Source organism: Siculibacillus lacustris, from assembly GCF_004328075.1.
Classification (GTDB): domain Bacteria; phylum Pseudomonadota; class Alphaproteobacteria; order Rhizobiales; family Ancalomicrobiaceae; genus Siculibacillus; species Siculibacillus lacustris.
Genome location: NZ_SJFN01000008.1, coordinates 1 through 25,973, shown reverse-complemented (window position 1 = coordinate 25,973; position 25,973 = coordinate 1). Strand labels below are relative to the sequence as shown.

The window sequence follows — 25,973 nt, the reverse complement described above, 5'->3', positions numbered from 1 at the left end:
CTCCTCGCGACAGACGACGGAAACCGCGTGCGACACGTCCATTGGAGAACGCTGATGTCAAAAGCACCTACCAAGAATGCCAAGCTGATCGCCTGGGTCGACGAAGTCGCCAAGCTGACGAAGCCGGACAGCATCTATTGGTGTGACGGATCGCAGGAAGAATACGATCGCCTGTGCCAGGAACTGGTCGACTGCGGCACCTTCACCCGCCTCAACCCCGAGAAGCGCCCGAACAGCTTCCTCGCCCGCTCCGACGCCTCCGACGTCGCCCGCGTCGAGGACCGCACCTTCATCTGCTCGACCAAGCAGGAAGACGCCGGCCCGACCAACAACTGGGCCGATCCGGCCGAGATGCGGCACACGCTCGAACACCTCTACGACGGCTGCATGAAGGGGCGGACGATGTACGTCATCCCCTTCTCGATGGGGCCGCTCGGTTCGCAGATCGCCCACATCGGCGTCGAGATCTCCGACAGCGCCTATGTCGCGGTGCACATGCGGATCATGACCCGCATGGGCCAGAAGGTCCTCGACGTGCTCGGCGACGGCGCCTTCGTGCCCTGCGTCCATTCGGTCGGCGCGCCGCTCGCCGCCGGCGAGAAGGACCATGCCTGGCCGTGCAACGAGACCAAGTACATCGTCCACTTCCCCGAGACCCGCGAGATCTGGTCGTTCGGTTCGGGCTACGGCGGCAACGCTCTGCTCGGCAAGAAGTGCTTCGCGCTGCGCATCGCCTCGGTGATGGCGCGTGACGAAGGCTGGCTCGCCGAACACATGCTGATCCTCGGCGTCGAGAACCCCAAGGGCGAGAAGGCCTATGTCGGCGCGGCGTTCCCGTCGGCCTGCGGCAAGACCAACTTCGCCATGCTGATCCCGCCGAAGTCCTACGCCGGCTGGAAGATCACCACGATCGGCGACGACATCGCCTGGATCAAGCCGAACGCCAAGGGCGAGCTGCGCGCCATCAACCCGGAGAACGGCCTGTTCGGCGTCGCCCCCGGCACCAACGAGAAGTCCAACCCGAACGCGCTGGCCACGCTCTATGCCAACTCGATCTTCACCAACGTCGCGCTGACCGACGACGGCGACGTCTGGTGGGAAGGCCTGACCGAAACCCCGCCGGACCATCTGATCGACTGGACCGGCAAGGACTGGACGCCGGCGAGCCCGCGTCCGGCGGCCCATCCCAACAGCCGCTTCACCGCGCCGGCCTCTCAGGTGCCGTCGATCGACGCGGCCTGGGAAGACCCGTCGGGCGTGCCGATCTCGGCGTTCATCGTCGGTGGTCGCGTGTCGAAGGCCTTCCCGCTGGTGTTCCAGTCGTTCGACTGGGCGCACGGCGTCTATCTCGCCGCCACCATGGGCTCGGAGGCCACCGCGGCTGCCGTCGGCCAGGCGGCGATGCGCCGCGATCCCTTCGCCATGCTGCCGTTCTGCGGCTACAACATGGGCGACTACTGGGCGCATTGGCTCAATCTCGGCCGCAAGCTGCCGCAGGCGCCGGGTATCTTCCGGGTCAACTGGTTCCGCAAGGACGAGAACGGCAAGTTCATCTGGCCGGGCTTCGGCGACAACATGCGGGCGCTCGAGTGGATCATCGACCGGGTCAAGGGCCGGGCCGGTGCGGTCGAGAGCCCCTACGGCTGGGTGCCGCGCTACAGCGATCTGAACTGGACCGGGCTCGACTTCCCCAAGGCCAAGTACGACGCGATCGTCACGGTCGACCGGGAGAAGGGCCTCGCCGAGGCCGAGGACCAGATCAAGCACTTCGCCCAGTTCGGGTCGCATCTCCCCAAGGAGATGGAGCTCGAGCGGCAGTTGCTGGTCGCCCGCCTCGAGCGGTCGGCGCCGGTGTGGGAACTGGTGGCCTGAGCCGCCGGTTCGCCTGACCGAACGACGTGATTCTCGCGACGGCCCCGGGGCGACCCGGGGCCGTCGTCGTCTGCGGGGGACGCGTCGGCCGACCGCTCGTCGCGTGTCGGCGTCGCGCCGGCTTGCGGTCGCCGCGCCCTTCGGTGAGGATGGCCGAGAGAGGCGCGCCGCCTGCATCGACCGATGCCGACGAGCGCGCCCGGGAGGGGAGAGACGGATGCCGCGACCGAGGCTCGACACCGGGACGACCACCGCGCCGTCGCACCGGACGACGCGATGACGGTGCCGCGCCCGCCTGCCGATCCCCTGGTCGCCGATCCGCTGGTCACCGACCTCGCGGCGATCCTGCCCGCGTCGCGGATCCTCACCAGCCCGCTGATGAAGCTCGCCCATGCCGGCGACGCCAGTTTCTACCGCCTGATTCCGCGGGTGGTGGTCAAGGTCGAGAGCGAGGCCGAGATCGTCGCGCTGCTGGGCCTCGCCCGCCGCCACGCCACTTCGGTGACGATGCGCGCCGCCGGCACCTCGTTGTCCGGCCAGGCGGTGACCGACCGCATCCTGGCGGTGCTCGGCGAAGGCTTCGGGCAAATCGAGATCGCCGCCGACGCCGCGACCGTGCGCCTCGGCCCGGCGGTGGTCGGCGGCCGCGCCAATGCCGCGCTCGCCCGCTTCGGGCGCAAGATCGGCCCCGACCCGGCGTCGATCGCCACCGCCAAGATCGGCGGCATCGCCGCCAACAATGCCTCGGGGATGTGCTGCGGGGTCGGCGGCAACTCCTACCACACGCTCCATGCGCTGCGGCTGGTGCTCGCCGACGGCACGGTGCTCGACACCGCCGAGCCGGCGAGCGTCGCCGCCTTCCGCGCCTCGCACGCCGAGCTGCTCTCCGGCCTCGGGGCGATCGCCGCCGACGCCAAGAGCGACGCCGCGCTCGCCGCCCGCATCCGCCGCAAATACCGGCTGAAGAACACCACCGGCTACGCGATCAACGCGCTGGTCGACTTCGACGACCCCGTCGAGATCCTGAACCGCCTGATGATCGGCTCGGAAGGCACGCTCGGCGTGATGACCCGGGTCGATTACCGCACCGTCGACGATCCGCCGGCCAAGGCTTCGGCCTTCGTGGTGTTCGCCGACGTCGCCGGTGCGGCCCGCGCCGTGCCGGGTCTGCGCGCCGCCGAGGCGGCAGCGGTCGAACTGCTCGACCGGGCGTCGCTCACATCGGTCGCCCATCTCCCCGGCATGCCGGTCGATCCGGCGACGCTGGGGCCGGAAGCCGCGGCGCTGCTGATCGAGGTGCGTGCGAGCGACGCCGCCGGGCTCGACGCGGCGATCACTGCTGCGACGGCGGCGATCGATCCGGCCGCGACCCTGACCGGCATCCGGTTTTCGCGCGACGCGGCCGAATGCGCGCGGTTCTGGGCGATCCGCAAGGGCACGCTGCCGGCGGTCGGGGCCAACCGTCCGGCCGGGACCACGGTGATCATCGAGGACGTCGCCTTCCCGGTCGACCGCCTCGCCGAGGCGACCGCCGATCTGCGCCGACTGTTCGCCGAGCACGGCTACGGCGAAGCGGTGATCTTCGGCCATGCGCTCGAGGGCAATCTGCATTTCGTCTTCGCGCAAGGCTTCGACGACCCGGCGGAGGTGACGCGCTACGCCCGCTTCATGGAGGCGATCGCCGCCCTGGTGGTCGACCGCTACGACGGCTCGCTCAAGGCCGAGCACGGGACGGGGCGCAACATGGCACCCTTCGTCGAGCGGGAATGGGGGGCGGCCGCCACCGACCTGATGCGCCGGATCAAGCGCCTGCTCGACCCCGGAGATCTGCTCAATCCCGGGGTCGTGCTGACCGACGATCCGAGCCTGCATCTGAAGAATCTGAAGCCGATGCGGGCGGTGTCGCCGCTGGTCGATCGCTGCATCGAATGCGGCTTCTGCGAGCCGCAATGCCCGTCGATGGGCCTGACGCTGGGGCCCCGCCAGCGCATCGCCGCGCGCCGCGAGATCGCCCGGCTGACCTGCGACAGCCCCGACGATCCGGCGCTGGCCTCGATGGTCGCCGACTACGGTTACGCCGGCGAGGCGACCTGCGCGGCCTGCTCGCTGTGCGCCACCGTCTGCCCGGTCGGCATCGACACCGGGGCGCTGACCAAGACCTTGCGCGCCGAGGGCCGCGGGTCATTGGCGAAGACCGTCGCCGGGGGGATCGGCGACCACTTCGGTCTGGTCGCCGGCGGTTTGCGCCGCGGTCTCGCTGCCGCCGACGGGATCGCCGACCTGATCGGGGCGCGGCCGGTCGCGGCGGTTTCGGGCGCGCTCGCGGGCATCGTCGGCCTGCCCGGCTGGACGCCGGCGATGCCGCGTGCCGCCGGCCCCCTGCCGAGCCCGTCGACGATCACGGCCGGCGATCCGGTGGTGTTCTTCCCGTCCTGCGCCACCCGCACCTTCGGCGCCGCCCGCGACGACGGCGACGGCGAGGACGTCGCGGTGATCGCTCGGCGGGTATTCGAACGCGCCGGCTTCCGCGTCCTGCTGCCCGAGGATCTGGGCAGCCTCTGTTGCGGCCAACCCTTCGCCTCGCGCGGTCTCGAGGCCGCGGCCGGGACAAAAGCCGAGGAGCTGAAGGCGGCGCTCGCCGGGCGCGGCAGCGTACCGGTGGTGTTCGACACCGCGCCCTGTGCGTCGCGGATGAAGGGGTTTGCCGGGCCCGAGTTCCGGCCGCTCGATCTCGTCGAGTTCCTGGCGGGCTCGGTCCTGCCGCGCCTGACGCTGACGCCCGTTCCCGCGACGGTGGCGGTCCACGTCACCTGCTCGACCCGCCGCGGCGGCCTCGCCGAGACGACGCTGGCGGTGGCCCGCGCCTGTGCGAGCGAAGTGATCGTGCCGCCCGACGTCACCTGCTGCGGCTTCGCCGGCGACAAGGGCTTCACGCTGCCGGAGCTCAACGCCCATGCCCTGCGCCACCTCGCGGAGGCGCTGCCCGAACGCTGCCGCGACGGCTATTCGACCAGCCGGACCTGCGAGATCGGCCTCGCCAGCCACTCCGGGCGGCGCTGGCGATCGCTCCTCGCCCTGGTCGACGAGGCGTCGCAGCCGAGCGCCTGAGGCTCGAATGCGCGAAAATACGGATGAAAGTGGGCCTCGCGGCGCTTTCCTCCGGTTTCGCCATTGACTGGCCATGGGCTGGCCCTATGGATCCGCCCATGCAAACCGCCACACAGCTCTTCGCCCACCGTAAGCACTGGGCCCACCGTAAGCACTGGGCCCACCGCTTCGGCACCGCGCCGTTCCTGCCGATGTCCCGGGCCGAGATGGACCTGCTCGGCTGGGACGCCTGTGACGTGATTCTGGTCACCGGCGACGCCTATGTCGATCATCCGAGCTTCGGCATGGCGATCGTCGGGCGCCTGCTGGAGGCCCAGGGCTTCCGCGTCGGTATCATCGCGCAGCCCGATTGGACCAGCCCCGAGGCCTTCACGGTGCTGGGCAAGCCGACGGTCTATTTCGGCATCACCGGCGGCAACATGGATTCCATGGTCAACCGCTACACCTCGGATCGGCGGCTGCGCCACAACGACAGCTACACGCCGGGTGGCGAGGGCGGAAAGCGCCCCGACCGCGCGGTGATCGTCTATGCCCAGCGGGTGCGCGAGGCCTACAAGGACGTGCCGATCGTGCTCGGTGGCATCGAAGGATCGCTGCGCCGCATCGCCCATTACGACTACTGGTCGGACAAGGTCCGCCGCTCGATCCTGATCGACGCCAAGGCCGACATCCTGCTCTACGGCAACGCCGAGCGGGCGCTGGTCGAGGTCACCCATCGCCTCGCCAAGGGCACGCCGGTCGCCGAGCTCGACGACGTGCGCGGCGTCGCCCTGGTCAAGCCGGCGGTGCCGGAGGGCTGGACCGAAGTGCCGGCCGACGACCTCGACGCATCCGACGAGGGCGCCCGCCGCTCGGGCGAGCAGTCGGTGGTGCGCCTGCCGTCGTTCGAACAGGTGGTCGGCGATCGCGAAGCCTATGCGCGGGCCTCGCGCGTGCTCCATCGCGAGAGCAATCCCGGCAATGCCCGGCCGCTGGTCCAGCGCCACGGCACCCGCGAATTGTGGCTGACCGCGCCGCCGATCCCGCTCTCCACGCCGGAGATGGACGCGGTCTACGGCCTGCCCTTCGCCCGCGCGCCGCATCCGGCCTACGGCGACGCCAAGATTCCCGCCTGGGAGATGATCCGCCATTCGGTGACGATCATGCGCGGCTGTTTCGGCGGCTGTTCGTTCTGCTCGATCACCGAACACGAGGGCCGGATCATCCAGTCGCGCTCGGAAGGTTCGATCCTCCAGGAGATCGAGACCATCCGCGACAAGACCGCGGGCTTCACCGGCATCATCTCGGACATCGGCGGCCCGACCGCCAACATGTACCGGATGGCCTGCAAGGACGAGCGCACCGAGAGCCTGTGCCGCAAGCCCTCCTGCGTGTTCCCCGACATCTGCCCGAACCTCAACACCAGCCACGACAGCCTGATCCAGCTCTATCGCAAGGCGCGCGAGTTGCCGGGCATCAAGAAGGTGATGGTCGCCTCGGGCGTGCGCTACGATCTGGCGGTCAAGTCGCCGGCCTACATCAAGGAACTGGTGACCCATCACGTCGGCGGCTATCTCAAGATCGCCCCGGAACACACCGAGGACGGCCCGCTCGCGAAGATGATGAAGCCGGGGATCGGCGCCTACGACCGCTTCAAGCAGTTGTTCGACGCCGCCGCCAAGGCGGCCGGCAAGGAATATTTCCTGATCCCCTATTTCATCGCCGCGCATCCCGGCACGTCGGACGAGGACATGATGAACCTCGCCCTGTGGCTGAAGAAGAACAAGTATCGCGCCGATCAGGTCCAGACCTTCCTGCCCTCGCCGATGGCGATCTCGACCGCGATGTACCACTCCGGCGTCAATCCACTGAAGGGCGTGCGCCACGGCGCCTCGGAAGCGGTCGACACCGTCAAGGGCATCCGCCAGCGCCGCCTGCACAAGGCCTTCCTGCGCTACCACGACGCCGAGAACTGGCCGCTGCTGCGCGAAGCGCTGAAGGCGATGGGCCGCGCCGATCTGATCGGACCGGGTAAACACCAGCTGATCCCGACCTGGCAGCCGGCCGGCACCGGGCTTACCGGCGGCGAAGGCAAGCGGATGGGCGCCAAGAAGGGCGAGCAGGTGTTCCTGACCAAGGGCTCCGACCGGCCGATGAACCCGCTCGGCCGCGACCCCGCCGCCCGGCCCGGCCCGAGCCGCGCGCCGGTCGGCGCGCTTCGCCGGCCGGCGCCGAAGAAGCGACCGTGAGCCGTCCGGAAGAAGCGACCGCGGTCGCTAGGCCGCCGACGGCTCGGTCACCCGGCGCAGCGTCAGGTTGATCCGCCCGCCTTCGGGGAGCAGGGTCGAGGTGCCGGGCAGAATGCGGTCGACGCCGTGGAAGGCGAGCCGCGCCGGGCCGCCGAACACCACCACGTCGCCCGAGGCGAGCGGGAACGACCGCGTCGGATCGCCGCGTGCGGTGCCGCCGAAGCGGAAGCGGCAGGTGTCGCCGAGCGACACCGAGACGATCGGCGCGTCGAAGTCGGCTTCGTCACGGTCCTGGTGCAGGCCCATCTTGGCGGTCGGATCGTAGAAGTTGACGAGACAGGCCTCGGGCGGCGCGGCGTAACCGGCGACCGCCCGCCACAGGGCGATGAGCCGCTCGGGGATCGCCGGCCAGCGGGCGCCGGTCACCGGGTGGGTCGGCTGATAGCGATAGCCGGCGCGATCCGACACCCAGCCGAGCGGCCCGCAATTGGTCATGGCCACCGAGAAGGGCTTGCCGGTCCGCGGCATCACCGGGGTGAACGGCGGGGCGGCGGCGATCACCGCCCGGATCTCGGTGAGCAGCGCGACCTGCTCGTCGCGCGCCAGCCGGCCGGGGTAGAGCACGAGGCCGGGGAGCAGCTGCGTGCGCGCAAAATCGGCCTCCGTAGTCATGTTCCGATCCCCACGGCGATGTATCCTGACGCCGTCGGCAGGACCGAACGGGAGGAGACGTCATGCACTTTCATGGCACCATCATCTGGAACGAACTGATGACCTCGGACGTCGAGGCGGCCAAGGCCTTCTACGGCGCCGTCCTCGGCTGGACCTTCGAGACCGTCGACAGCGCGGTCGGACCCTACACCCTCGCCCGCCGCCCCGGCGAGCCCCGCCCGGTCGCCGGCTTCATGCCCTGGGCCGCGGCCACGCCCGGCGCCGAGGACTGGTTCGCCTATGCCGGCGTCGACGACGTCGCCGCGGCGGTCGCGGCGGTGCGGGCCGCCGGCGGCACCGTCCATCGCGACGTGTTCGACATCGCCGGAGTCGGCACCTTCGCCATCGTCGCCGATCCGGTCGGCGCGGTGATCGGCCTGATGAAGCCGCTGCCGATGTGAGGCCACGACGGGCCGTGGGCGCGGCGGCGCGGCATCAGTCGCCGCCGCCGTCCCCTCCGCCGTCGCCACCGTCGCTCGAGTCCCCGCCCCAGTCGAAGCCGAGGTCGCCGCCGCCCCCGTCGCCGCCGGTGCGGTCGCCGACCCGGTCGTCGATCGCCAACAGCAACGCCAGGAAGGCGAGGAAGATCGCCGCGCCTTCGGCGATCCGCACCGCCGTGCCGGCGAGGTCGGGGAGGCGGACCTCGAACAGGCGCGGCAGATCGAGCGCCCGCGTCGCCATCACCGCGACGTAGAGCGCGAACAGCGACAGAATGAACACCCGCCCGAACGGGCGGGTGGGGGGGAGCGGAGCCTCGGGGGCGGGGCGACGCAGCGGCGACGGCATGGCGACCTCGAGTGTCCGGATCCGCGGAGAGCCGATCTTCGCCGATGATCGCCGGCCGGTCGAGGGCATCGATCGGTCCCTGCCGCGTCGCCGCGGCCCGCCGCATCGGCGCCGCGCGCCGGCGTGACGCGGTCGGCCCGGGTGAAGTCGCGCGACGGCGGCGGCTTTCCCGGCCTTGCGGCCCCGGATCGCCCCACTTATATACCCCGACGAAGCGTGTGGTGGTTCCGAGTTTCGGGGTCGACCATACGAAGTCCCGCAGATCAACGGCCGGCGTCCACGCGACGGACATCGGCGATTGGGGGCCGTGGCGCGGTGACGCGCCCGTCGGAACGCCCGTGCAGGGGTCCGGACGGCCTGCCGCAGAGGAGAAGCATGATGGGTAAGGTGATCGGTATCGACCTCGGCACGACCAACTCGTGCGTCGCCGTGATGGACGGCAAGACCGCCAAGGTCATCGAGAATTCCGAAGGCGCGCGCACCACGCCGTCGATCGTCGCGATGAACGACGACGGCGAGCGGCTGGTCGGCGTCGCCGCCAAGCGTCAGGCGGTGACCAACCCCGAGCGCACCTTCTTCGCGGTCAAGCGCCTGATCGGCCGCCGCTACGAAGACCCGATGGTCGAGAAGGACAAGAAGCTCGTCCCCTATACGATCAGCCGCGCGTCCAACGGCGACGCCTGGGTCGAGGCCGACGGCAAGCCCTATTCGCCCTCTCAGATCTCGGCCTTCACCCTTGGCAAGATGAAAGAGACGGCGGAAGCCTATCTCGGCCAGCCGGTCACCCAGGCGGTGATCACGGTGCCGGCCTACTTCAACGACGCCCAGCGTCAGGCCACCAAGGACGCCGGCCGCATCGCCGGCCTGGAAGTCCTGCGCATCATCAACGAGCCGACCGCCGCGGCGCTCGCCTACGGCCTCGACAAGAAGGCCGCCGGCACCATCGCCGTCTACGACCTCGGCGGCGGCACCTTCGACGTGTCGATCCTGGAGATCGGCGACGGCGTGTTCGAGGTGAAGTCGACCAACGGCGACACCTTCCTCGGCGGCGAGGACTTCGACATGCGGCTGGTCGGCTATCTCGCCGACGAGTTCAAGAAGGAGTCCGGCATCGACCTGCGCAACGACAAGCTCGCGCTGCAGCGGCTGAAGGAAGCCGCGGAAAAGGCCAAGATCGAGCTGTCGAGCGCCACCCAGACCGAGATCAACCTGCCGTTCATCACCATGGACGCCAGTGGGCCGAAGCATCTCAACATCAAGCTGACCCGCTCGAAGTTCGAGGCGCTGGTCGACGATCTGATCCAGCGCACCGTCGAGCCCTGCAAGGCGGCGCTCAAGGATGCCGGCCTCACCGCCGGTCAGATCGACGAAGTGGTGCTGGTCGGCGGCATGACGCGCATGCCCAAGGTCCAGGAGATCGTCAAGCAGTTCTTCGGCCGCGAGCCGCACAAGGGCGTCAACCCGGACGAGGTGGTCGCCATCGGCGCCGCGATCCAGGGCGGCGTGCTCCAGGGCGACGTCAAGGACGTGCTGCTGCTCGACGTGACCCCGCTGTCGCTGGGCATCGAGACGCTGGGCGGCGTGTTCACCCGCCTGATCGACCGCAACACCACCATCCCGACCAAGAAGAGCCAGGTGTTCTCGACGGCCGAAGACGGCCAGACCGCGGTCACCATCCGGGTGTTCCAGGGCGAGCGCGAGATGGCCGCCGACAACAAGGTGCTCGGCCAGTTCGATCTCGTCGGCATCCCGCCGGCGCCGCGCGGCGTGCCGCAGATCGAAGTGACCTTCGACATCGACGCCAACGGCATCGTCAACGTCCACGCCAAGGACAAGGGCACCGGCAAGGAGCAGCAGATCCGCATCCAGGCCTCCGGTGGTCTCTCCGACGCCGACATCGAGAAGATGGTCAAGGACGCCGAGGCCCATGCCGCGGAAGACAAGAAGCGGCGTGAGCTGGTCGAGGCCAAGAACCATGCCGAAGGCCTCGCCCATTCCGCCGAGAAGGCCCTGAAGGACTATGGCGAGAAGGTCTCGGCCGCCGATCGTTCGGTGATCGAGGCGGCGATCGTCGATACCCGCAAGACCCTCGAGAGCGAGGACGTGGCGGCGATCAAGGCCGCCGCCGACAAGCTCGCCGAGGCCCAGATGAAGCTCGGCGAAGCCATGTACGCCGCGGGTCAGGCCGATGGCGCCGCGCCCGGAGATGCTCCCGGAGCGGAGGCCAAGCCGCATCGCGAGGACGTGGTCGACGCCGACTTCGAAGAGGTCAAGGACGACAAGAAGCGCCATTGATCCTCGGACTCGCATCCTGATCGCAGGCGACCCGACGTGGAGACGCGTCGGGTCGCACCGCATGCCGGGGCCCGCCCCCACCTTCCGCCGGATACGGACCCGACATGGCCAAGCGCGACTATTACGAAGTCCTCGGAGTGGGCAAGACGGCCGACGAGAAGGAGCTCAAGGGCGCCTTCCGCAAGCTCGCCATGCAGTTCCACCCGGACCGCAACCCCGGCGATTCCGAGGCCGAGTCGAAGTTCAAAGAGATCAACGAGGCCTACGACTGTCTGAAGGACGGCCAGAAGCGCGCCGCCTACGACCGCTTCGGCCATGCCGCCTTCGAGAACGGCGGCGGTGGCGGGGGCCCGGGCGGCCCCGGCTTCAACGGCGACTTCGCCCAGACCATGTCGGACATCTTCGAGAACTTCTTCGGGGGTGAATTCGGCGGGCGCGGCGGCGGGCGTGGGGCGGGCGGGCGCGAACGCGGCGCCGACCTGCGCTACAACATGGAGATCTCCCTCGAGGAGGCCTATGCCGGCAAACAGGTCGAGATCCGGGTGCCGACCTCGATCACCTGCGACGCCTGTTCGGGCACCGGCGCCAAGCCCGGCACCTCGGCCCAGGCCTGTCGCACCTGCGGCGGCCACGGCCGCGTGCGGGCGGTCCAGGGCTTCTTCACCATCGAGCGGACCTGCCCGACCTGTCAGGGTCGCGGTCAGGTGATCCCCGACCCTTGCAAGAAGTGCGGCGGCTCCGGCCAGACCTCGACCGAGAAGACCCTGGCGGTGTCGATCCCCGCCGGCATCGAGGACGGCAACCGCATTCGGCTGGCCAACGAGGGCGAGGCCGGCACCCGCGGCGGCCCGCCGGGCGACCTCTACATCTTCATCTCGATCCGCCCGCACGCCTTCTTCCAGCGCGACGGCGCCGACGTGTTCTGCCGCGTGCCGATCTCGATGACCACCGCGGCGCTCGGCGGCCAGTTCGAGGTGCCGACCCTCGAGGGCGTCAAGACCAAGGTGCCGGTGCCGGCCGGCACCCAGACCGGCCGCCAGATCCATCTCAAGGGCAAGGGCATGCCGGTGATGCGCACCCGCGGTCACGGCGACATGTACATCCAGGTGACCGTCGAGATTCCGCGCAACCTGACCAAGCGCCAGCGGGAGCTGCTCGAGGAGTTCGAAGCCTCGGCCTCCGGCGAGACCCATCCGGAATCGACCGGCTTCTTCGCCAAGGTCAAGGATTTCTTCGACAATCTCGGCGGGTGACGCGCGTCCCGCCGGGGATCGGCGAGGGGTGTGGCACGGCCGCTGCCATGTTAATGTCGTCTCCCTCGGGCAGTGTCGGCATCCCTCCTCCCGCCCGTTCCCGGAGCCTCTCATGGATCATGCGAAGAAGCGCAGCGCCGTCGCCGTCATGCGCCACAAGGTTCTCGACGAGGTCCGGTTTCTGAGGAGTTGGATCGACCGGCCGCTGATGGTCGGCGCGGTGGCGCCGTCGAGCCCGCAACTGGCCAAGCTGATGGCCTCCTACGTCGATCCCGCCCGCCCGGGACTGGTCGCCGAGCTCGGACCGGGCACCGGCGTGGTGACCCAGGCGCTGATCGAGCGCGGGGTCGCGCCGTCGCGCATCGCCTCGATCGAGTTCGACGGCGACTTCTACCATGTCCTCCACCAGCGCTTTCCCGGCGTGCATTTCGTCCACGGCGACGCCTATCGGCTGCGCCAGGGCATCGCGCCGTGGCTCGACCCGACGCTCGCTCATCCGCTGGCGGCGGTGGTGTCGAGCCTGCCGCTGTTCACCCGGCCCCTGCCGGAGCGCCTGCGGCTGCTCGAGGACTCCTTCGCGCTGATGCCGCCCGGCGCGCCGTTCATCCAGTTCTCCTATGCCCTGGTGCCGCCGGTGCCCAAGGGCGCGGCGCGATTCGAGATCGAACGCAGCTCGTGGGTGGTGCGCAATCTGCCGCCGGCCCGGGTGTGGATCTATCGCCGTCCGGCCTGACCCCGCGGTGAGCCCGCCGACCGGGCGCCGCTCACGGCGCGATCGTCACCGTCGCTTCGGACGTGCCGAATCGCCGCGAACCGCTTATGACGGTCGCGCCGAGATCCGAGGAGACCCGCCATGCCCTTCGTCGCCGCCCACCCCCGCGACCGCCTGATCCTCGCCCTCGACGTGGCGACGGTCGCGGAAGCCGAACGCCTGATCGCCGAGCTGCGCGGCACGGTCGGCGTGTGGAAGATCGGCTATCGCCTGGTGTTCGCCGGCGGTCTGGCGCTGGCCGAGCGGCTGGTGGCCGAAGGCGAGAAGGTGTTCCTCGACGTCAAGCTGCTCGACATCGACAATACCGTCGCCGAGGGCATCGCCTCGATCCTCGCCACCGGCGTCGATTGGGTGACGCTGCACGCCTATCCCAAGGCGATGCGCGCCGCGGTCGCCGCCAAGGCCGCGATGCCGGCGGCCCGCACCCGACTGCTCGGCGTCACCGTGCTGACCTCGATGGACGACGCCGACCTCGCCGCCGCCGGCTACACCGGTCGGGTCGACGATCTGGTCCTCGCCCGCGCCCGCGACGCCGTCGCCGCCGGCATGGACGGCATCGTCTGCTCGGCGGCGGAAGCCGCAAGGCTGCGCGCCGCGGTCGGCCCCGATCTGGTCCTGGTCACGCCGGGGGTGCGTCCGGCGGGGTCGCCGGCCGGCGATCAGAAGCGGGTGACCACCCCCGGCGAGGCGATCCGCGCCGGCGCCGACCTGGTGGTGGTCGGTCGACCGATCCTCGCCGCCCCCGACCGTCGCGCCGCGGCGGTGGCGATCGTCGCCGACCTCGCCGAGGCATGTGAAAAACGCTGATCGAGAGAAGTCGCCCATTCATAAAGCAGCGCAATAGAGTTTCAGCTGCAGTGCAGCACAGACAAATTGTGGTTCAATCCCTGCGTCTTAAGTAGCTATACGAAGGGCGGGCTATCGCGGCCTTCCGGTCCGGGGCACATTTCTGCCATCGCGGTTCGCTTCGGGAGAGCGAACCCGCTCGTGTCTGGGGGGAGACCGGCACACGACGCGAAGAGACGAGCCGACCGTGGTGCGGACACTTCGAGTGACCGCACTGCGGCGCCGTGTCGATCGTGCGCCGGGACCCGACCCATTTTGCAGAACGTTCAGGGGAGGAATGCAGGTGAGTACCGTCATTTCACAAGTGAGAGCCAATCCGAAATTCGCCGAGTTGGTCAGGAAGCGCAACAGCCTCGCCCTGACCCTGACGATCGCCATCCTGGTGATCTATTACGGCTTCATTATTCTCGTCGCTTTCGACAAGAGCCTGCTGGCGACGCCGCTCGGCGCGAACCTGATGACCCTCGGTGTTCCGCTCGGCATCGGCGTGATCCTCGCCGCCTTCGTGCTGACCGGCATCTACGTCACCAAGGCGAACGCCGAGTTCGACACCCTGACCAAAGAGATCGTCGAGGAGATGAAGTGATGAGCCGTATTCTCACCCTCCTCACCACGGCGGTGGTCACCGCCCTCCCGACGCTCGCCTTCGCGGCCGGTGTCGACGCCTCGGACATCAAGCGCCAAGCCACCAACTTCCCGGCGATCATCATGTTCGTGATCTTCGTCGGCATCACGCTGGGCATCACCTACTGGGCCGCCAAGCGCACCAAGTCGGCGGCGTCCTTCTACACCGCCGGCGGCGGCATCACCGCCGGTCAGAACGGTCTGGCCATCGCCGGCGACTACATGTCGGCGGCGTCCTTCCTCGGCATCACCGGCCTGGTCTACGGCTCCGGCTACGACGGTCTGATCTTCTCGGTGGGCTGGCTGGTCGGCTGGCCGATCGTCACCTTCCTGGTCGCCGAACAGCTCCGCAACCTCGGCAAGTTCACCTTCGCCGACGTCGCCTCGTTCCGCTTCGCCCAGACCCCGATCCGGACGCTGGCGGCCTGCGGCTCGCTGGTCACGGTGGCCTTCTATCTGATCGCGCAGATGGTCGGCGCCGGCAAGCTGATCCAGATCCTGTTCGGCCTGCCCTACCTCTGGGCGGTGTTGATCGTCGGCGTGCTGATGATCGTCTACGTCACCTTCGGCGGGATGACCGCCACCACCTGGGTGCAGATCATCAAGGCCTGCCTGCTGCTCGGCGGCGCCTCGTTCATGGCCTTCATGGTCATGCTGCAGTACGGCTTCTCGCCGGAGGCGTTGTTCAAGCGCGCCGTCGAGATCCATCCCAAGCACGTGGCGATCATGGGGCCGGGTTCGCTGGTCACCGATCCGGTCTCGGCGATCTCTCTCGGCATGGCGCTGATGTTCGGAACCGCCGGTCTGCCGCACATTCTGATGCGCTTCTTCACCGTGAAGGACGCCAAGGCGGCGCGTAAGTCGGTGTTCTACGCCACCGGCTTCATCGGCTACTTCTACATCCTGACCTTCATCATGGGCTTCGGCGCGATCGCCCTGATCGCCGGCAACACCGCCTCCCCGGCCGACAATCCGTTCCTCGACCAGTCGCTGGTGGCGGCCGGCAAGGACGTGATCACGGCCATCCGCGGCGGCTCCAACATGGCGGTCATGCATCTGGCCAACGCGGTCGGCGGCGAATACTTCCTCGGCTTCATCGCCGCGATCGCCTTCGCCACCATCCTCGCGGTGGTCTCGGGTCTGGCGCTGGCCGGCGCCTCGGCGATCAGCCACGACCTCTACGCCTCGGTGTTCCGCCGCGGCCGGGTCAACGAGATCGACGAGATGCGCGTCTCGAAGATCGCCTCCGTCGGCCTCGGCATCCTCGCCGTCGGCCTCGGCATCGCCTTCGAGAACCAGAACGTCGCCTACATGGTCGGTCTCGCCTTCGCCATCGCGGCGTCGTGCAACTTCCCGGTCCTGCTGATGTCGATCTACTGGAAGGGCATGACCACCCGCGGCGCCTTCATCGGCGGCTTCATCGGCCTGATCGCCGCCGTGGCCATGGTGGTGATGGGTCCGACGGTGTGGGTGGCGGTGCTCGGCAACGCCAAGGGCTCCAACCCGTTCCCCTACGACAACGTCGCGATCTTCTCGATGCCGATCGCCTTCATCGGCATCTGGATCTTCTCGCTGCTCGACAACTCGGCCCGCGCGCAGGTCGACAAGGACGGCTTCGAGGCCCAGTACATCCGCTGCCAGACCGGCATCGGCGCCTCGGGTGCGTCCGCGCACTGAGCGACCTCGATCGGACGCGGCGGCCCGCCCGCCGCGTCTCCTGCCTCGATCGGCCGGGCCGCTCCGTCGTGAGCCGTCCGGCCGTTCGTCCATCGGGGCCCGCGTCGGCCCACCGACCGCCGCCGGGCCGTCCTTCCCGCCGTCTCCCCGCGCGCGGTCCGCGTCCGACGCGAGACCCGCCGCCGACCGATCCCACCGGGGCGTCCGAGCCGGACGATCGCCGAACCGGGTGCCGCCATGCCGAGATCCTTCGATACCCGCAGCCCGCCCTTCGATCGCCTCGGCGAGGCGGAAGCCGCCGAACTCGTCGCCGCCCTCGACATCGGCTATTTCCGCGCGGCCGAAGTGATCCTGGAGCGCGGCGCGGCGTCCGAGCATTTCCACGTCGTCCTCAAGGGTCAGGTCGAGGAGCTCGACGACGACGGCCATGCCGTCGCAGTGCTCGGCCCCAAGGAGGCCTTCGGCAGCCGCGCGGTGGTCCACGGCGGCGCCGGCGCCCGCTATGTCGCGGTCGAAGAGACGCTGACCTATCTGATCCCGCGCGCCACACTGCTCGCGCTGATGCACAAGAACCCGGGTTTCGCGGCGTTCTTCTATTCCGATCTGTCGCGCAAGCTCGCCGAAGTGGCCCGCGCCGACCACGGGCAGGGCATCGACGGCGTGCTGCGCGCCCGCATCGCCGAGGCGCGTCTGCGCCCGCCCTCGTTCATCTCGGCCGCGGCGACCATCCGCGAGGCCGGCCGGCGCATGGCCGAGGTCGATTCCAACGCGCTGTTCGTGCACGACGGCGAGCGGGTCGGTATCGTCACCGGCATGAACCTCGCCAAGGCGGTGATCCTCGACGCCAAGCCGCTCGACATGGCGGTGCGCGACGTCGCCCATTACGAGATCGTCGCGGTCGACGAGCAGGACTTCGTCTTCGACGCGCTGATCGCCATGACCCGTCACAACAAGCGCCGGCTGATGGTGACCCGCGACGGCGAGCCGAGCGGCATCCTCGAGGACATCGACATCCTCGGATTGTTCGCCGGCAATTCGCAGCTGATCCCCGGGCGGATCGACCGGGCGCGCGGGCTCGACGATCTCACCGCCGCAGCGGCCGACATCCAGTCCCAGGTCGAGCGCCTGCATCGTCAGGGGGTGCGGGTGCGCGACATCGCCGCGATCACCTCCGATCTCAACCGCCACCTGTTCGCCAAGCTGTTCGCGATGATCGCCCCGGAGTCGATCCGGTCGAGCGGCTGCCTGATCGTCATGGGCTCGGAAGGCCGCGGCGAACAGACCATCCGCACCGACCAGGACAACGGGCTGCTGCTGGCCGGGCCGGTACCGGCGGCCGATCTCGAGCGGTTCCGCCGCGAGTTCCAGGGGGCGCTCGCCGGCTTCGGCTTCCCGCCCTGCCCGGGCAACGTGATGGTGTCCAATCCGATCTGGTCGCAGCCGGTCGACGACTTCGTCGCCCAGCTGCGCCGCTGGGTCCGGATGCCCGACGCCGAGAGCCCGATGCATCTCGGCATCTTCTTCGACGCGGTGTCGGTCGCCGGCAACCCGGAGCTGCTCGCCCGCGCCAAGGCGGAATTCATCGACCTGATGGCCGGGGAGACCGCGGCGCTCGCCCATTTCGCCCAGGCGATCGACCAGTTCCCCGGTCCCGGCGGGGTGTTCGGCACGATCCTGGCGACGGTCGGTCGCGAAGAGCCGATCGACATCAAGAAATCGGGGATCTTCCCGATCGTCCACGGCATCCGGTCGCTGGCGATCGAGAAGAGCCTGTCGGAGACCGGCACGGTCGACCGCATCGAGCGGCTGCGCGAACAGGGATTCTTCGACGAGGCCTTCGCCCGCGAATTGGAAGGGGCCTTCGGCTGGTTCGTCGGTTTGCGGCTGAAGTCGCAGATCCGCGCCCATCTCGCCGGCACCACCGAGGGCGAGAGCCTGGTCCGCCTGTCCGATCTCTCGACCCTCGACCGCGACCTGCTGCGCGACGCCCTGCGGGTGGTCAAGCGCTTCCGCGACATCGTCCGCAACCACTACAAGCTCGGCATGTTCTGAGGCCCGCCGGAGGAGAAGAGTCCCGATGCACCGATGGCTGCGCCGCCGCCTCGACCGTTGGCGTCTGAAGGACCCGCGCTGGGCGTCGATGTTCGAAGAGCACCCGTCGGGCGAGGTGGTGTCGGTCGACTGCGAGACCACCGGCTTCGACACCCGCAAGGACGACGTCATCTCGATCGCGGCGATTCGCATCGCTGCCAACCGCATCGTCACCTCCTCCGCCTTCGAGGCGGTGGTGCGCCCGGAAGCGGCGATGCGCGCCGACGCTATCCGCGTCCACCAGCTGCGCGCCGTCGACGTCGAGGCCGGCCGGCCGATGGCCGAGGTGCTGCCGGAGTTCCTCGACTTCGTCGGCGGCCGGCCGCTGGTCGGCTACTGGATCGACTACGACGTGACGATGCTCGATCGTTCCGTCCGCGCGGCCTACGGTTTCGGCCTGCCCAACCGGCGGATCGAAGTGTCGAGCCTGTACTACGATCTGAAGTATCGCGGCGCGCCGCCCGGCACGCAGATAGACCTGACCTTCGCCGCCATTTCCCGCGATCTGGGCCTGCGCCAGTTGCCGCTGCACGACGCCTTCAACGACGCGCTGACCGCCGCCGAGATGTACGTGCTGCTCGACGCGATGGCCGCCGCCGGCCACACCATTCCCCGCGAGGTCACCCACGACGCCTCCTCCGGCATCGCCCACTGAGCGGGGCCGCGAGACCCGAGGAAAAGCACGTGTGGTCGAAAGCGGGACTTGCGTCCGATCGCCGGAGAGGCCAAGGTCTTCTGCCCCGGTCCAGGTGACCTTCCGCAAGTCTGGGCCGTCGCGTATACAGCGGCGCCCCAACGTGAACAGCCTTCGGAAAAGATCGATGAGAGTGACAGTCGAGCGGGCGCAACTCGTCAAGTCCCTGGCCCATGTGCATCGGGTCGTGGAACGGCGCAACACCATTCCGATCCTTTCCAACGTGCTGATTCGGGCCGAAGGCGGCGAGCTCAAGCTCAAGGCCACCGATCTCGACATCGAGATCTCCGAATCGGTGCCGGCGATGGTCGAAGAGCCGGGCGCCACCACGGTGCCGGCCCACATGATCCACGACATCGTGCGCAAGCTGCCCGACGGCGCCCAGGTGGAACTCGCCACCCGTCCCGACGGTGCGACGCTCGACATCCGTTCCGGCCGTTCGAAGTTCGCGCTGCAGATCCTGCCCGAATCGGACTTCCCCGATCTCACCGCCGGGACCTTCAGCCACAGCTTCACGCTGCCCGCCGCCGATCTGAAGCGCCTGGTCGACCGCACCTGGTTCGCCATCTCCACCGAGGAGACGCGCTACTATCTCAACGGCATCTTCTTCCACACCGTCGAGGTCGGCGGCGACCTGCGCTTCCGCGCCGTCGCCACCGACGGGCACCGCCTCGCCCAGGCCGAGGTGGTGGCGCCGCACGGATCCGAGGGCATGCCCGGCGTGATCGTGCCGCGCAAGACCGTCGGCGAGATCCAGAAGCTGGTCGAGGACCCCGGCGCGGTGGTCCGGGTCGAGCTCTCCGACAGCAAGATCCGCCTGACCTTCGCCCCCGCCGCCGAGCGCGACGACGCCTCGGCCGGAATCGTGCTGACCTCGAAGCTGATCGACGGCACCTTCCCGGACTATGGCCGCGTCATCCCGCAGGGCAACGACAAGGAACTGAAGGTCGACTGCCGCGACTTCGCCACCGCCGTCGACCGCGTCTCGACGATCTCCTCGGAGCGCGGCCGGGCGGTCAAGCTGACGGTCGGCGACGGCCGGCTGATCCTGTCGGTGACCAACCCCGACAGCGGCTCGGCGAGCGAGGAACTGGCGGTCGAGTACGACGACGACACGCTCGACATCGGATTCAACAGCCGCTACCTGCTCGACATCGCCTCGCAGCTCGAGACCGAGACGGCGGTGTTCCGCCTCGCCGATTCCGGCTCGCCGACGCTGATCCACGATCTCGGCCAGACCAACGCGCTCTATGTGCTGATGCCGATGCGCGTCTGAGGCGCCGCCGCGCCGCCCTTCGGGGTGGGCGCGGCCGCCGATCACCGACCAACTCCGCCGCTCGACCGGAATCCGGAAGCTTTTGCGCGTCACGACGCCGGGCGGCGCCGCGTCCGCGTCAGGCGTCGGCGAACTCCCCGCCCAGCCCTTCCATCAGACTCCGGAACGACGGGAACGAGGTCGCCATCACCGCGGAGTCGTCGATGGTCACCGGCCGGTCGGCGGCCAGTCCCAGCACCAGGAAGGCCATGGCGATGCGATGGTCGAGGTCGGTGACCACCGTGCCGCCACCGATCGGCCCCGTGCCGCGGCCCAGGACCGTCAGGCTCGATTCGCCCTCGCGGGCCTCGACGCCGTTGGCGGCCAGCCCCCGCGCCACCGCGGCGAGCCGGTCGCTCTCCTTGACGCGCAACTCCTCGAGCCCTTCCATCACCGTCGGCCCCTGCGCGAAGGCGGCGGCCACGGCGAGGATCGGATATTCGTCGATCATGCTCGGCGCCCGCTCCGGCGGCACCACCACGCCGGTCAGGCGCGAGGCCCGGACGCGCACGTCGCCGACTTCCTCGCCGCCCGAGCGGCGGGGGTTCTCGATGGTCAGGTCCGCGCCCATTTCGATCAGGGTGGTGAACAGGCCGGTGCGCAAGGGATTGAGCAGGACGTTCTCGATGGTCACGTCGGAGCCCGGCACGATCAGCCCGGCGACCACCGCGAAGGCCGCCGACGACGGATCGCCCGGCACCACGATGGTCTGCGGCTTCAGCTCGGGCCGGCCGGTCAGACGGATGATGCGTTCGCCGGCCGCGCCGATCTCGACCGTGAGGTCGGCGCCGAAGCCGAGCAGCATGCGTTCGGTATGGTCGCGGGTGGCGACCGGCTCGATCACCGTGGTCACGCCGGGCGCGTTCAGGCCCGCCAGCAGCACCGCCGACTTGACCTGCGCCGAGGGCATCGGCACCCGGTAGGTGATCGGCAAGGCCGTCTGCGGCCCCTTCAGGGTCAAGGGCAGGCGGTCGCCGGCCCGGGCGATCACCGCCACCCCCATCTGGCGCAAGGGATCGAGCACCCGCCCCATCGGCCGGCGCGACAGCGAGGCGTCGCCGACGAAGGTCGCGGCGACGGCATGACCGCCGATCAGGCCCATCGCCAGGCGCGAGCCGGTACCGGCATTGCCGAAGTCGAGTACGCCCTCGGGCTCCAACAGGCCGCCGACTCCGAGGCCCGTGACGCGCCAGCGCCCGTCGCCGTCGCGGGTCACGGTCGCGCCGAGCGCCCGCATCGCGGTCGCGGTGCCGAGCACGTCCTCGGCCTCGAGCAGGCCGTCGATTCGCGTCTCGCCGACGGTGACGGCGCCGAACATCAGCGAACGATGGGAGATCGACTTGTCGCCGGGCACGCGGATCCGGCCGACGAGCGGACGGCCGGCGCGGGCGGCGAGCGGGGAAGGCGGGAGGGCGTGCGCCATGACGGATCCGGACCGACGAGGGGGCGGGGACGAGCGAGGCGCCTCTCCTATCACGGATGCGCGGCGGCCGTCATCTCGGGCGACGCGACCGGCGGCGCGAGGGTCGAAGCGTGGCGTCGTTGCGCCGGTCCGTGGATCGTCTTGCGATCGATGCCGATTCGGTTTTGACAGAGGCTCCGCTTCGGACTAGAGGGGAACACCGTTTTCCTCATCTTCGCGAGACGCTCCGTGGTGAAACCCGAACTCGGCACCAAACGCCTCTGCCCGAACTGTGGCACCAAGTACTACGATCTCGATCGTGATCCGATCCTGTGCCCCAAGTGCGGCACCGCCTTCACGGCTGCGGCCGTGCAGCTGCGGGCCAAGGCGGTGGCGCCGGTGGAAGAGGACGAGGTCGAGGTCGAAGAAGCCCCCGCCGTCGATTTCGTCTCCCTCGAAGAGGCCGATGCCGAAGTGGCCGGCGGCGAGGAAGTGCCGGAGATCGAGGACGAGGAGATCGCCGACATCGAGGTCCCCGACGACGACACCTTCCTCGAGCCGGAAGACGACGACGAGGACATCGACGGCATCGACATCGATGTCGCCGGCGAGGACGAAGAGCGCTGAAAGGCGCCGATTCGCGCGACCGAATTCGGCCGCGCGAACGAGAAGTTTTCCACATCTCCTTTCGCCGGCTCGGAAAAAAGACGGTGTCGACAGAAAGGGGCTTGATCGAACGGCGAGGAGGCCTTAAGTCTCGCCGCCGTCGGCCGGGGGAACCCAAACCTCCGGTGAGAGCAGCGTGGGGCCATAGCTCAGTTGGGAGAGCGCTTGAATGGCATTCAAGAGGTCGTCGGTTCGATTCCGATTGGCTCCACCATCTCTCCTCTGACCGACGAGTCACGCGAGCCGCCTTCGGGCGGCTTCGTCGTTTCTGGGCTTCCCCGAAGACATCGCCACTCTTCCGAGGTTGGAGGTCGCGCCTCGGTCATCGTCGCCGCGACGTCACCCGATCCCGTCGCCCGGCCCACCCGATCGCCGCGGCAGCTGACGCGGACGACGGCGATTCGCCGCGTCGTCTCCGCCGAGCGGCCAACTGGGAATCGCCCCCGAGACGACGCATCATCGGCGCGGATCGCCGGGCGTCGGCGCCTCGGCGCGGCCCCGGCGAGCCGCGATCGTGCCGCAGAGCACGAGACCGTCGGGATCCGACGGGTCGAGGGAGGACAGACGATGATCGCCACATGGATGCGGGCGGGCCTGATCGCGGCCGCCACCGTCGTCGCCGGCGAAGCCGCGGCGCGCGACTTCGCGGTCGATTCGAGCTGCTGCGGCGTGCTCTATTATTCGCTGCGCGGCGACGGCGAGGTGTCCGGCCATTATCCCAAGCAGGAGGGCGTGATCCGCGGCCGGGTGGGGCCGGAAGGCACCGCCACCGGCCTCTGGACCCAACCGCGCAGCGATCACCCCTGTGTGCGCCCGCGCGGCGGCAGCTACGCCTGGGGGCGTTTCGTGATCTATGACATCGGCACCCGGCGGATCTCCGGCGACTGGGGCTACTGCGACGAGATTCCCAATCGCGGCTGGGGCTTCCGCTGACTGCGGCGGGCGCCGGCCTTCGGTAGACGCGACGCCAGTCGCCCGAGCCGCGGGCCGCAGGTCGCGACCTCGCATTCCCAGATCACCAGGACCCGGAACCCCAGGCGACGCAGGGCTCGGATCGCGGCGGCGTCGCGGCGGCGGTTGGCGGCGAACTTGGCGACCCAGAAGTCCCGATTGTTCTTCGGCACGGTCGCCCGGCGGCAGCCGCGGTGGGCGTGCCAGAAACAGCCGTTGACGAAGATCGCGAAGCCGCGCTGCCGATTGGCGAAGTCGGGCGAGCCCGGCAGCGCCCGCACGTTGCGGCGATAGGCGAGCCCGGCCGCCCGCAGCGCCGCGGCCACCGCTTCTTCCGGCGCCGTACCGCGTTGGCGCACCCGGCCGAGCAGGCGCGAGCGCTCGGGCGACGGGGCGACGGGGCGAGGGATCGGCGGCGCCATGGCGCTCACTCCGCGGCGGCGGCGGGGGCCTCGGCGAGGCCGCGCATCCGGGCGAGGTGATCGGCGATGCGATCGGCGAAGCCCGGCGGCAGGCGCAGGCGGGTGCGCCCCAGGCGCTCCAGGAAGCCCGAGGTGGCGCGCAGCGACAACGGTTTGCCGGGGTGCTCCAGGAAGGCGTCGAGGGGCGCCCGCGGGTGATGCCCGGGCCACTGCGAGATCTCCACCGCGACCCGCCGGACCGCAGCGCCGGTGCCGATCGAGCGCGCCGCCGGTGGCCAACGGCCGTCGCCGTCGAAGGGCCGGTCGCGGGTCGCGTCGTGGGCGCCCGGCCGCTCCAGCCGCGCGCCGATCCACGCCGCCACCGGCACGCTGACGGCGTTGCCGACCAGCGTCCAGCGCAGGCGTGCCGCCGGGGACGTCGCGGTCGCCGGGGCGGTCCAGTCGGCGGGAAAGCCCTGCAGCCGCTCGGCGTCGCGGATGTCCGGGGTCACCACCGTGCCGTCCGGCCGCAGGATCGCCGGCGGCGAGGGAATGCCGATGGTCGAGCCGTTCTTCAGCGTCGGAATGCAGTCGATGCCCCAGCCGAGGCCGCGGATGCCCTCGGTCCAATAGAAGCCGTGGGCTCGCCCCGCGAGATCGCCCGGCCGCTCGGCCGGTGGCTCGACCGCGTCGGCGAACAGCACCTCGGCCGGATCGAGGCTGCGACTGGCCAGGAAGAACACCCGCCGCCGCCGCTGCGGCAGGAAGGCCTGCGTATCGACGATCCGGTAGGCCCAGCGATAGCCGCGCTCCTCGAAGGCCGCGACCAGCCGGGCCATCGCCGCGCCGCGGTCGAGGCTGAGCATGAACGAGACGTTCTCAAGCAGCACATGGGCCGGGCGGCCGGCGTCGGTCAGGCGGAAGACGTGATCGACCAGCCCCGACTTGGCGCCGCCGATGCCGGCGGTGCGTCCGGCCTGGCTGAGGTCCTGGCAGGGAAAGCCGGCGGTGAGCAGGTCGTGGGCGGGCAGTGCCGCAACCTCGCGCACGTCGCCGAGGTTGGGGACGTCGGCAAAGCGCCGGGCGAGCACCGCCGCCGCCGGCGCCCACACTTCCGCGAAGGCGCGAGCCTCGTGGCCGGCTTCCGCCAGCCCCCGCTCGAGGCCGCCGATCCCGGCGAACAGTCCGGCGATGCGCATGTCTCCGCTCCCGATTCGCCGCCGATCCTCGAGGGTGCGGCGCGGGGCGTCAAGGCATGCGTCGAACGGGCTCAGGCGGGGGCGCCCTCGACCCCGACCGACCCTCGGCCGTCATCCCCGGCCGGAGCCGGCGTCAGCCGGCGGAGGGGAAGGGGATCGAGGAAACATGCTCGTGAGCCTCCGGCGTCTCCCGAGGAACCGTGGGTCCTCTTCCCTCGCCCTTCGGGCTCGCCGAGGACGACGGTGGGGACGGTGCCGAAACGACGGTGAGGAGGCCGGTTTCGAGATTTCCCGTGCCGACCGGCTCAGGCGGGATCGCGGGTCGCGGTCACGGCGCCGGCGCGGAAGGCGAAGCGCGAGTAACCGTAATAGGAGAAGAACATCGCCACGCCCGATCCGACCACCGCGGCGAGCGGCGGCGACAGATCGTCGGTGCCGAGGATGTATTCGGGCAGCGAATAGAGCGTCGCGGCATAGACCGCGTAGTTGACCAGCGCCGCGGCCACCGCCACCAGCCCGTAGCGCCCGCCCTCGGCGACCACGTCGCGGGTCTCGGTGACCCGGTCGTGGACCTTGAACGTGTAGCGGCGGTTGATCACCCAGGTGGTGGTCATGGCCACCAGGATCGCGAACACCCGCGCCACATAGGGGTTCACGTCGAAGACCACGGTGAGGAAGGACAACAGGCCGACATCGACGACGAAGCCGATGCCGCCGGTCATCGCGAAGCGGGCGACGCGCTCCAGACGGGCGGCGAGCAGCGGCGACAGGTTGCGGCGGAATTCGAACATCGAGGAGCCTCGAGCGGCGGGGTGCATGGGGTGGGGAGGGCGTGACGCGGGATCCCGATCACCGGGCCGGATCGAACGAGCGGTCGTCGCGCGGCTTTCGCCCCACCGCGGGGCAGGAGCCACCACACTAGGGCGAAGCTGTGACGGGCGGAAGAGATTCGGCATCCCCGCACGCGCAGTTGACCGCGCCCGCGCGATCGGCGAACAGTCGCGCATGGATCGCTCCCGCCGCCCCCCCGATGCCTCGCGCCCCGCCCGCCGCCCGCCGGCCGACGCCGCGCCCGCTGCGCC

21 protein-coding genes and 1 tRNA gene are annotated in these 25,973 nt (G+C 69.8%); 16 read left to right on the top strand and 6 right to left on the bottom strand.

Annotation, left to right across the window (positions count from 1 at the left end; translation table 11 throughout):
- Nucleotides 1–54 precede the first annotated feature (54 nt).
- The 3 genes from EYW49_RS06830 to EYW49_RS06820 all read left to right on the top strand — a co-directional run bounded on the left by EYW49_RS06830 (nucleotide 55) and on the right by EYW49_RS06820 (nucleotide 7,208).
- Nucleotides 55–1,872, top strand: coding sequence for a phosphoenolpyruvate carboxykinase (GTP) (locus EYW49_RS06830; protein ID WP_131307543.1), 1,818 nt, complete (start codon nucleotides 55–57; stop codon nucleotides 1,870–1,872).
- A 276-nt stretch (nucleotides 1,873–2,148) separates the two neighbouring features.
- Nucleotides 2,149–4,980: an FAD-binding and (Fe-S)-binding domain-containing protein gene (locus EYW49_RS06825; protein WP_131307541.1), complete on the top strand. Its 2,832-nt coding sequence runs from the start codon at nucleotides 2,149–2,151 to the stop codon at nucleotides 4,978–4,980.
- A gap of 98 nt (nucleotides 4,981–5,078) precedes the next feature.
- Complete coding sequence (locus tag EYW49_RS06820) at nucleotides 5,079–7,208, top strand: YgiQ family radical SAM protein (RefSeq protein WP_131307539.1); 2,130 nt, start codon at nucleotides 5,079–5,081, stop codon at nucleotides 7,206–7,208.
- 27 nt (nucleotides 7,209–7,235) lie between these two features.
- On the opposite strand, the gene EYW49_RS06815 is transcribed toward EYW49_RS06820, so the two are convergent.
- Nucleotides 7,236–7,880: an alpha-ketoglutarate-dependent dioxygenase AlkB family protein gene (locus EYW49_RS06815; protein ID WP_131307537.1), complete on the bottom strand. Its 645-nt coding sequence runs from the start codon at nucleotides 7,878–7,880 to the stop codon at nucleotides 7,236–7,238.
- A 62-nt stretch (nucleotides 7,881–7,942) separates the two neighbouring features.
- On the opposite strand from EYW49_RS06815, the gene EYW49_RS06810 reads away from it, so the two are divergent.
- Nucleotides 7,943–8,320: a VOC family protein gene (locus EYW49_RS06810; RefSeq protein WP_131307535.1), complete on the top strand. Its 378-nt coding sequence runs from the start codon at nucleotides 7,943–7,945 to the stop codon at nucleotides 8,318–8,320.
- A gap of 34 nt (nucleotides 8,321–8,354) precedes the next feature.
- On the opposite strand, the gene EYW49_RS06805 is transcribed toward EYW49_RS06810, so the two are convergent.
- A complete protein-coding gene (locus tag EYW49_RS06805; protein WP_131307533.1) occupies nucleotides 8,355–8,705 on the bottom strand; it encodes a hypothetical protein in 351 nt (116 codons plus the stop codon).
- 378 nt (nucleotides 8,706–9,083) lie between these two features.
- On the opposite strand from EYW49_RS06805, the gene dnaK reads away from it, so the two are divergent.
- From dnaK to dnaN, 9 genes are all read left to right on the top strand, one after another.
- The gene (gene dnaK, locus EYW49_RS06800) at nucleotides 9,084–11,000 is read left to right on the top strand and encodes a molecular chaperone DnaK (RefSeq protein ID WP_131307531.1); all 1,917 of its coding nucleotides are present in this window, start codon (nucleotides 9,084–9,086) and stop codon (nucleotides 10,998–11,000) included.
- Nucleotides 11,001–11,104: 104 nt separating this feature from the next.
- Entirely contained in the window at nucleotides 11,105–12,253 is a 1,149-nt protein-coding gene (gene dnaJ / locus EYW49_RS06795; RefSeq protein ID WP_131307529.1) for a molecular chaperone DnaJ, read from the top strand.
- Nucleotides 12,254–12,365: 112 nt separating this feature from the next.
- The gene (locus EYW49_RS06790; protein WP_131307527.1) at nucleotides 12,366–12,986 is read left to right on the top strand and encodes a class I SAM-dependent methyltransferase; all 621 of its coding nucleotides are present in this window, start codon (nucleotides 12,366–12,368) and stop codon (nucleotides 12,984–12,986) included.
- Nucleotides 12,987–13,106: 120 nt separating this feature from the next.
- Nucleotides 13,107–13,832, top strand: a complete 726-nt coding sequence (pyrF, locus tag EYW49_RS06785; protein ID WP_131307525.1) for an orotidine-5'-phosphate decarboxylase — start codon at nucleotides 13,107–13,109, stop codon at nucleotides 13,830–13,832.
- A gap of 322 nt (nucleotides 13,833–14,154) precedes the next feature.
- The gene (locus EYW49_RS06780; protein WP_206365406.1) at nucleotides 14,155–14,457 is read left to right on the top strand and encodes a DUF485 domain-containing protein; all 303 of its coding nucleotides are present in this window, start codon (nucleotides 14,155–14,157) and stop codon (nucleotides 14,455–14,457) included.
- Nucleotides 14,457–16,172: a cation acetate symporter gene (locus tag EYW49_RS06775; protein ID WP_131307521.1), complete on the top strand. Its 1,716-nt coding sequence runs from the start codon at nucleotides 14,457–14,459 to the stop codon at nucleotides 16,170–16,172. Before EYW49_RS06780 ends, EYW49_RS06775 begins: the two co-directional genes overlap by 1 nt.
- Nucleotides 16,173–16,409: 237 nt before the next feature.
- On the top strand, nucleotides 16,410–18,224 hold the full coding sequence (locus EYW49_RS06770) for a putative nucleotidyltransferase substrate binding domain-containing protein (protein ID WP_131307520.1): 1,815 nt from the start codon (nucleotides 16,410–16,412) through the stop codon (nucleotides 18,222–18,224).
- A gap of 25 nt (nucleotides 18,225–18,249) precedes the next feature.
- Nucleotides 18,250–18,918 (top strand): 3'-5' exonuclease, encoded by a 669-nt coding sequence (locus tag EYW49_RS06765; RefSeq protein WP_131307518.1) that lies wholly within the window; start codon nucleotides 18,250–18,252, stop codon nucleotides 18,916–18,918.
- Nucleotides 18,919–19,084: 166 nt separating this feature from the next.
- Nucleotides 19,085–20,233, top strand: a complete 1,149-nt coding sequence (gene dnaN / locus EYW49_RS06760; RefSeq protein WP_131307516.1) for a DNA polymerase III subunit beta — start codon at nucleotides 19,085–19,087, stop codon at nucleotides 20,231–20,233.
- A 118-nt stretch (nucleotides 20,234–20,351) separates the two neighbouring features.
- Here dnaN and aroA read toward each other — a convergent pair whose 3' ends face one another.
- Nucleotides 20,352–21,695 (bottom strand): 3-phosphoshikimate 1-carboxyvinyltransferase, encoded by a 1,344-nt coding sequence (aroA, locus tag EYW49_RS06755; protein WP_131307514.1) that lies wholly within the window; start codon nucleotides 21,693–21,695, stop codon nucleotides 20,352–20,354.
- 228 nt (nucleotides 21,696–21,923) lie between these two features.
- On the opposite strand from aroA, the gene EYW49_RS06750 reads away from it, so the two are divergent.
- The 3 genes from EYW49_RS06750 to EYW49_RS06740 all read left to right on the top strand — a co-directional run bounded on the left by EYW49_RS06750 (nucleotide 21,924) and on the right by EYW49_RS06740 (nucleotide 23,273).
- Nucleotides 21,924–22,301: a TIGR02300 family protein gene (locus tag EYW49_RS06750; RefSeq protein WP_131307512.1), complete on the top strand. Its 378-nt coding sequence runs from the start codon at nucleotides 21,924–21,926 to the stop codon at nucleotides 22,299–22,301.
- Between the two features lie 177 nt (nucleotides 22,302–22,478).
- Nucleotides 22,479–22,554: transfer RNA gene (locus tag EYW49_RS06745), tRNA-Ala, on the top strand.
- Nucleotides 22,555–22,907: 353 nt separating this feature from the next.
- Complete coding sequence (locus EYW49_RS06740) at nucleotides 22,908–23,273, top strand: hypothetical protein (protein WP_131307511.1); 366 nt, start codon at nucleotides 22,908–22,910, stop codon at nucleotides 23,271–23,273.
- Here the strand turns inward: EYW49_RS06740 and vsr are convergent.
- From vsr to EYW49_RS06725, 3 genes are all read right to left on the bottom strand, one after another.
- Nucleotides 23,231–23,713, bottom strand: a complete 483-nt coding sequence (vsr, locus tag EYW49_RS06735) for a DNA mismatch endonuclease Vsr (protein WP_131307509.1) — start codon at nucleotides 23,711–23,713, stop codon at nucleotides 23,231–23,233. The two genes, EYW49_RS06740 and vsr, sit on opposite strands and share 43 nt — an antisense overlap.
- 5 nt (nucleotides 23,714–23,718) lie before the next feature.
- Entirely contained in the window at nucleotides 23,719–24,891 is a 1,173-nt protein-coding gene (locus tag EYW49_RS06730) for a DNA cytosine methyltransferase (protein WP_131307507.1), read from the bottom strand.
- A 305-nt stretch (nucleotides 24,892–25,196) separates the two neighbouring features.
- Nucleotides 25,197–25,682, bottom strand: coding sequence for a GtrA family protein (locus tag EYW49_RS06725; protein ID WP_407695463.1), 486 nt, complete (start codon nucleotides 25,680–25,682; stop codon nucleotides 25,197–25,199).
- Nucleotides 25,683–25,973 lie beyond the last annotated feature (291 nt).